Genomic DNA, 7,231 nt, shown 5'->3' on the forward strand with positions numbered 1-7,231 from the left:
GAGGCTTGTTAACATAACTTAATATGGTTGAGTTTATTTCCACCAACCTACTTATTATGTTATGTAAACATAATTGAAACTCTTACCCATGACAATTGATACAAAATCCGGATTAGCAATCCCCGTTATAACCTAGTCCGCGTAGGCGGACTTTGTTTGTGTAGCAGTGATTTTAATCGCCGTGCCAAAACTTATAGCTTATAGCAGTAGCTTACCAGAACCACGCTTTTGCCACAGACCAGGTTAATTCACAAACGGTTCCTTTGGGAGAATTAGGAAACCGCCGAAACGTTCCTCGCAGTTGTCGAGCCAGATTTTTTGCCTGCTGCGTTCCCCGACCTCGAGATTGATCTAAGTTATCAGATAATGCCTCTAAACCTACTCCATTATCGATAATGCGAAGAACATTCTCACCGTTTTCTTGAGTACAAATTACACTCAGACGAGTCACCCCGACAGCGTATTTCCCTACATTACACAACGCTTCTTCTAAAAATCGGCACAACCCCCGCTTTTGGTCGAGGCTTAAATATCGACTTTCTAGAGGTTCAAATTTATTAATTTTAACCTTAATTGTTTTAAAACAAGGAAAATCACGAGTTATCGTATTATCGTAAACTTGATAAAGAATCTCATGAATTGGCGTCTGTAAATCTAATTCTAAATTACCGCCCAGATAAATATGTTCTCCTTGAGTTAACGTTTCTCGGCGAACGGATTCATAGACTGTGCGAATCTCTTGGTTTAACTGTTTCAGTTCAGACAACAACAATTCAGAATATAAATGGTTTTCTTGAGCCGTGCTTAAAATCCTTGCCAATCTTTGCAACGGTCCATTGTGGATGGTATCAAATGTATGGTCAATAATAAATTGCCGCTCTTGCAGCCGTAACCTCAAATCCTGTTGATGTCGATAGAATAACCCAGCGGTGAGTCCAGCACCATTAAAAACAAGAGGAAGAATTGCCGGGACAAGGGGAATCCACCACCCGACAATCAACCCGAAATAACAAATACCGATTAATCCCACACTAGCCATTCCCAATCCCATCAGAATCTTTAAGGGGGATTGAAATAGCCGACCCAGACTAATACCTAAAAACCCCCAGGCAAAAATCCACAAATATTCCCATCCATCTGACCAAACCTGCAAAAGGGGACGCTCATCCAGAACAGCACTAATAATTTGACTCACCGCATGAGCTTGAATTTCCGCCCCATAAACCAGTTTGGGGTTAACACCCGTAATCGCCGCCGAATTTACGATATCCTTGACACTAGCAGCGGTTATACCAACTAAGACAATGCGATCGCGAATCCAATCCGGTTCAACATGTCCACTTTTGATATCGCTAAGTGAGATGACTCTAAACGGTTCTCGACCACCGCGAAAATTAAGCAAAATCTGATTTCCGCCAGCATCGGCTCTCACATATCCCCCAGAATTGGGTTGAAACTGAGTCAGTTCAGTGGAACCAAACCGGATAGCCATTGGGTCATGAATCCCCTGTTCTAGGGGAATTCCTTGACTCGATAAATAGGCTTGAGCCAGACGTAGCGTCAGAGACAATTTACGCTCTCCCTGGGGAGTAGAAATGCGAAGCAGGCTGCGTCTGAGATAACCATCCCTATCCAGAACCGCATCAGCAAATCCAGCTTGATCAGGGGGCAAATCGGGTGGTGGACTAACAGTAAACCCCTCGCGATCGCGCAAAGCTTTCTCAATCGCAATTAAGTTTTTGCTCTCTCTAAATACTTCAACCAATTTAGCATGACCTGGCTCAACGGGTAAGTCTCTAAAGATATCAAGACCAATGACATTCGGCTGATAATTCTGCAATAGTCTCAGGAGTTCAGCAATATCTTGATCAGGAATAGGATACGTTCCTATCTGCTGGATATCTCCTTCATCAATCCCAACAATCACAATTCGTTCATCGATAGGTTCAGCTGGACGCAGCCGCAGAAAATTATCCAGCACCACCCATTCCAAAAATTGTAGCGAACCCGTCAGACGAGCCAGCATGACCAGTCCAATAATAATCAATCCTGGCAAAGCCCCGATCCGCCAGATGGCAAGTTCCGCTTGAATGTTTCGCCAAAGGTTACGCTGCACAAGGAACAGGGAATAGGGAATTAGGGAGCATGTAGAGACGCGCCATGGCGCGTCTGGGGAGCAAATGACTAATGACTAATGACCAATGACCAATAACTAATCAATTAAACCCTCCTCCTTAGCACGCATCTGGGTTTGAATCCGGATATTTTTCCCCGGTTCCGGATAAACACCCAAAGCGTCTTGAACCTTCGTCCAATAATGACGCACAGTTCGTTCAGCAATATTCATCTGCTGAGCGATCGCTTTATCCTGTAATCCTTCTTGAAAAGCTAGGGTCAACAGTTCCAACCATTCCGGCTTAACTTCCAACCCCGTTCGCATCTCTCTGGGCGTGTAAACCACTCCCTGAAGCGCCCAATCAACCTTAGTTAACATTTCCTGGAGGGGCAGACTTTTGTCTACGATAGTAAAACCCCCTTCATGAGTCGCGATCGCAGGTTTGAGACGCACCAGTGAGCGGACATGAGCGCTTTGAACCACAATATTCAGGGTGGAATACTGCTCCATCAAGGTTCTCAACAGTTGAATCCCTGTCTCCGTTCGCGCCATGTCTCCAGGTTGCTCTGGAATAGAAAGATCCAGAATCGCCAAATCAGGTTGAGCGCCCTCCACTTGTTGTTGAGCGCCTCGTGCGGTTTGAGCGGTGATCACATCGGCTTCTGGGTACTGCTTTGTCAGCATATTCACAGTTCCATCCAAGACAGCTTCGTGATCATCAACCACGAGAATTTTTGACTTGACTAGCTTTGGTGATTTTAGACTCATATTCAAATCCATCGCAGTCTAGGGTTAATTTTGGGAGCTGAGGTTGGGGTGATTGCCAACGGAAGTGCCACGTTACCATCAACTCCTTTCTCTTATAAAAGCACTGTCCGCCGGTGACAAAGTGAAAAGCTTCCTTAAGATAGTCTAAATCTTTGAGAGTAGATGGACAGACCACTGTTGATTCATTAGGATAAGAGAGTTGAACTCTAATATCACCGAACTTCCCCTGTTTCTGTAAGCGGACATGAATCGATAGTTGAGTGAACACCTCTGAGGGAAGCATACCAATTTTTTCAGTCTGGCATTGTTGAAACCCTCTGAGTACGCCTTGGGTGTCGGTGTCGTTGCTCCAATGGGATGTACCTCCTTGGGATAAGGTAATTCGCAGTAATTCGTCTAAGGCGATTAAAATCACTCGAGAGTACTCAGGAGACTCATCCTGCCAATCTCCCGGCAGTTCCATCTGAATGTTAAGGTGAGGATTGTAGGTTTGCCACAGTTCGAGCAAATACTGGATGGCTAGGGGCAAACTTTCCTCAACAAAAGGAGGCGATAGGCGATCGCTCAATTGTCCCAGAGAATGATGGAACTTTTCAATCCCCTTTAACCAGTCTCGGACATGCTCTAAGGAAATCTCATGAGTATCTCCCAGCCATAACTCTAAGCTGCGACGCATCGCCAATGACTCTTGCAACAAGCCATTACGAATTCGCTCAGTTTCGCAATACAGTTGAAACCCTCGCCTGCGTTCCCACCATCGTAAGGCTCGCCGCGCCCTAGAGTAGGATAGGAATACCCCCAGTGAGATGGCTGCACCAGCACTTAAAACGATACTCTCTAGGACTATAAAATAGGAAACATCAACCATTTTGGGATCATCAATTTTTGGATTAGTGGATTCAGACCCGAGTAGAGAGAGCGCAGCACCGACTCCTTGCGTAAGCGGGATAGCAGGAACAAGAAGACGAAAAGCTTCACCTGATTGTATGCCAGTACAGTTAGCTGTGCTTTTTAGCTCACAGCAGGTTACCTTAAACCTTAAAAGCGTTTCAAGTCCATACTAGAAGTCTTAGAGCCGTCGTCCATTACTGAAATTTACCAAATTGCTTGCCGTTTTTGGATTCATCTATGACACAATCCTGCCAATCCGTTTGCCGAAAACTGCAAAAAACACCATTTCGAGTGAAGAGGATTTAACCGCTGAGTATTTTCCTTCAAACGGGGCGCGATCGCAGCCCATCGTCAGGGCGATTTCTGTAACTACCGAGATTTGGCTACTTCCTTGTGCCTGCTGGCAGGATGGCGTTCTAATCATAACAGCCCTGCTCTTTGGGTTAAGTCCATTTCCAAATTGGATCACTCAGTTGCACACAGGTACAGCTATGATTACCAGAAACGGACATCTTGTATTCCCAGACGGTTCATCAAGGCTTTAAAGAAGACTGTTATGCCAAGCCGACACCACAAATTCTGTGTTCGTCGCCTTCTGTTCGTTCTATTCCTTTGTAGCTTCGCTCTCTGCCTAGGGCTGGGTCATCTTTCCTCAACCCCTTGGCAGGTACAATGGGGAAACGTGGCTGTTGCTCAATCTCCTGACTTCAAGGGAATGGGGAACGGGAAACAGGGAATAGTGATGGGTTGGGAAGCGGATTTAGACTTCGCCCAAACCTCTTTCCCTCTGAAAAGGGAGGCTTCAAACCAAGGTATGAGGAAGCAGAAATTAACCATTCCCCGTTCCTTGTCTACTGTTCCCTCCGAGGCTGTTGTCTCGGTGAGTCAATGGGTGCAAAAAGGTGTAGAGTTATATCAGGCAGGAGATATTACGGGTGCGATCGCGCAATGGGAAACAGCCCTGGATGCCTATCAAACCACCAATAATTCCCCAGCACAAGCCCTGGTCTTAGAAAACTTAGCACGAGCCTATCAGCAAATCGGTCAAATCGATCGCGCGATTCACTATTGGTCTGAAACAATAGCCGTTTATCGCCAGATGGGAAATCAAACCCAAGTCGGGCGGATGCGGGTGGAACTAGCTCAAGCGTACAGCAAGTTGGGGCAGAATCGACGGGCAATTACGATTTTATGCCATCTCCCGGAACGTGAGAATCCCTGTAATCCAGATAGTGCGTTGCAAATCCTGCGCCAACAACAAGATGCTTTGGGAGAAGCGGCGGCGTTGGGGAGTTTGGGTAATGCTTATCGCCATCGGGGGGAGTATGATCAAGCCATTGCCAATTTAGAGCAGAGTTTAGCGATCGCAAACGAACTCGACAATCCAGTTTATCTCGCTTCTGTCCTTAATAGTCTTGGCAATGCCTACAATAGTCTAGCTTTAGTGAATTATCGTCGTGCTGAGTCAGCTGACACCAGAGGAGATAGCGCCAAAGCCGAGGAATTCCGACAAAAAGCCTTGAGTAATGATGCCAAAGCATTGGACTATTTCCAGGATAGTATCGAGGTAGCCCGGACGGAGAATGACCAACGAGGGCAAATGCGGGGACTGGTTAACTCCATTTCAGTATTGTACCGGACTAGCAACCCCTCATCGGCGGCGGCTGCATTGACCGAAGCGCGATCGCTCTTGGCTCAACTCCCCGATTCTCGTGATAAAGTCTATGCAGCGATTGATTTAGCTAATCTTCTCCAACCTGTTACGGGGGCTGAAGATACCTCATCCGGGACTCAATGTCTCAAGCTTCAACACCAACCCCAAGCCATTGAACTCCTACAGCAAGCTGTCTCCATTGCCCAACGCCTCAATGATTCTCGCGCCCAATCCTTTGCGCTGGGTAAGCTGGGACAACTTTATGAATGCCGCCAGGATTACCCCCAAGCCCTCAACTTAACGCAACAGGCTCAATTGAGTGCCAACCAAGATTTACTTGGCAAAGATAGTCTGTATTTATGGCAATGGCAAGCGGGACGCATCTTTAAGGCACAGGGGAAAGCGTCTGAAGCTGTAATGGCTTACGAACAAGCTGTTACCACCCTAGAAACTATCCGCAGCGATATTCTCACCGCCAATCGAGACGTGCAACTTGACTTTCGGGATGCGATTAATCCCATTTATCGGGAGTTGGCACAGTTACGCCTTGAACAAGCCTCTTTGCCTTCTATTGAACCCATGGAACGGACTAAGGAACTCAGTGCAGCCCTGAGAACAATTGATTCTCTGAAGTTGGCAGAACTGCAAAATTATTTTGGCAATGATTGCGTCATAGCCGCCCTTAATTTAAATGACTCAGTTGATTTTAGTCCCGCCACGGCTGTTTTTAGTACAATTATTCTGAAAGACCGTACTGCTATTCTCGTCAGTCTCCCCAACGGCGAAAAACGGTCAGCGTGGATAGATATCGATAGTCAGGCGCTTATTGAGGAAATCAATGAATTTCGCCGGGAATTGGAGAGATTTATGGATTTCGTTTATGACCCTACCCAAGCCCAAAAGCTGTATGATTGGCTGATTCGTCCCTTCGCCTCTGACTTAGAACAAGCCCAGGTCAAAACGCTGGTATTTATCCAAGATGGTATCTTGCGTAGCATTCCCATGGCAGCACTTCATGACGGGGAGAAATTTTTGGTGCAAAAGTATGCCATTGCCACGACTCCCAGTCTAACTCTAACTGAAAAGAAAGCACTCGACCGTGAACAGCTACGGGCGCTGATCATCGGATTAACCAAGGAGGCGGTTGTGGACGGTCGCAAGTTTCCCGCGTTGAGTAACGTTGGTAAAGAAGTCAGTCAAGTTAAGGCTCAAATGCCGGGGAGTAAGGGACTCCTTGATCAAGATTTTACACGCGATCGCTTACAACAGGAACTCAGCCAAACCCTTTACCCAATTATTCATATTGCCACCCATGGGGAGTTTGGTACAGAGCCAGAGGATACATTTCTGGTGACGGGAGACAATGGTAAGCTGACTATCATTGATTTAGAGGCAACCCTGCGCCGCATCAATGTGGGTTCTGAGGCGGTGGAACTGCTGGCACTCACGGCTTGTCAAACGGCGGTGGGGGATGACCGGGCGGCGCTGGGTTTAGCGGGGGTGGCGGTGCAAGCTGGGGTGAAAAGCGCGTTGGCGTCATTATGGTTTATTTCAGATACGTCTACGGTTAAGTTGGTGACTCATTTTTATGAACGCTTGCTGGATGCAGACACGAGTAAAGCTGAGGCGTTGCGGGAGGCGCAGTTAGAACTGATTGCAGCGGAGGGGCAATATAATCATCCTGCTTATTGGGCACCGTTTGTTCTGATTGGGAATTGGCTGTGATTGGGTGGAGACTTCGCACCGTCAGAATTTGTCGGTCAGAATTTGTCATTCTGAACGGAACGATAGCGGAGTGTTAG

General features: G+C 46.8%; 5 protein-coding genes. 1 reads left to right on the top strand and 4 read right to left on the bottom strand.

Annotated elements, in window-relative coordinates; genetic code table 11:
• Positions 1-211: 211 nt before the first annotated feature.
• The 4 genes from ACLFWI_RS23315 to ACLFWI_RS23330 all read right to left on the bottom strand — a co-directional run bounded on the left by ACLFWI_RS23315 (position 212) and on the right by ACLFWI_RS23330 (position 4,199).
• Positions 212-2,116, bottom strand: coding sequence for a CHASE2 domain-containing protein (locus tag ACLFWI_RS23315; protein ID WP_446414909.1), 1,905 nt, complete (start codon positions 2,114-2,116; stop codon positions 212-214).
• A gap of 96 nt (positions 2,117-2,212) precedes the next feature.
• Complete coding sequence (locus ACLFWI_RS23320; RefSeq protein WP_446414910.1) at positions 2,213-2,884, bottom strand: response regulator transcription factor; 672 nt, start codon at positions 2,882-2,884, stop codon at positions 2,213-2,215.
• Complete coding sequence (locus ACLFWI_RS23325) at positions 2,835-3,752, bottom strand: hypothetical protein (RefSeq protein WP_446414911.1); 918 nt, start codon at positions 3,750-3,752, stop codon at positions 2,835-2,837. Before ACLFWI_RS23325 ends, ACLFWI_RS23320 begins: the two co-directional genes overlap by 50 nt.
• A 258-nt stretch (positions 3,753-4,010) precedes the next feature.
• Positions 4,011-4,199: a hypothetical protein gene (locus ACLFWI_RS23330; RefSeq protein WP_446414912.1), complete on the bottom strand. Its 189-nt coding sequence runs from the start codon at positions 4,197-4,199 to the stop codon at positions 4,011-4,013.
• Positions 4,200-4,457: 258 nt separating this feature from the next.
• Here ACLFWI_RS23330 and ACLFWI_RS23335 point away from each other — a divergent pair, with 258 nt between their 5' ends.
• Complete coding sequence (locus ACLFWI_RS23335) at positions 4,458-7,154, top strand: CHAT domain-containing protein (protein WP_446414913.1); 2,697 nt, start codon at positions 4,458-4,460, stop codon at positions 7,152-7,154.
• Positions 7,155-7,231 lie beyond the last annotated feature (77 nt).

Source organism: Coleofasciculus sp. (assembly GCF_046539235.1).
Classification (GTDB): Bacteria; Cyanobacteriota; Cyanobacteriia; order Cyanobacteriales; family Coleofasciculaceae; genus Coleofasciculus.

Excerpts from the sequence above, each read along its gene's own strand:
- ACLFWI_RS23330 (WP_446414912.1), bottom strand. The coding sequence starts at position 4,199 with ATGATTAGAACGCCATCCTGCCAGCAGGCACAAGGAAGTAGCCAAATC.
- ACLFWI_RS23325 (WP_446414911.1), bottom strand. The coding sequence starts at position 3,752 with ATGGTTGATGTTTCCTATTTTATAGTCCTAGAGAGTATCGTTTTAAGT.
- ACLFWI_RS23320 (WP_446414910.1), bottom strand. The coding sequence starts at position 2,884 with ATGAGTCTAAAATCACCAAAGCTAGTCAAGTCAAAAATTCTCGTGGTT.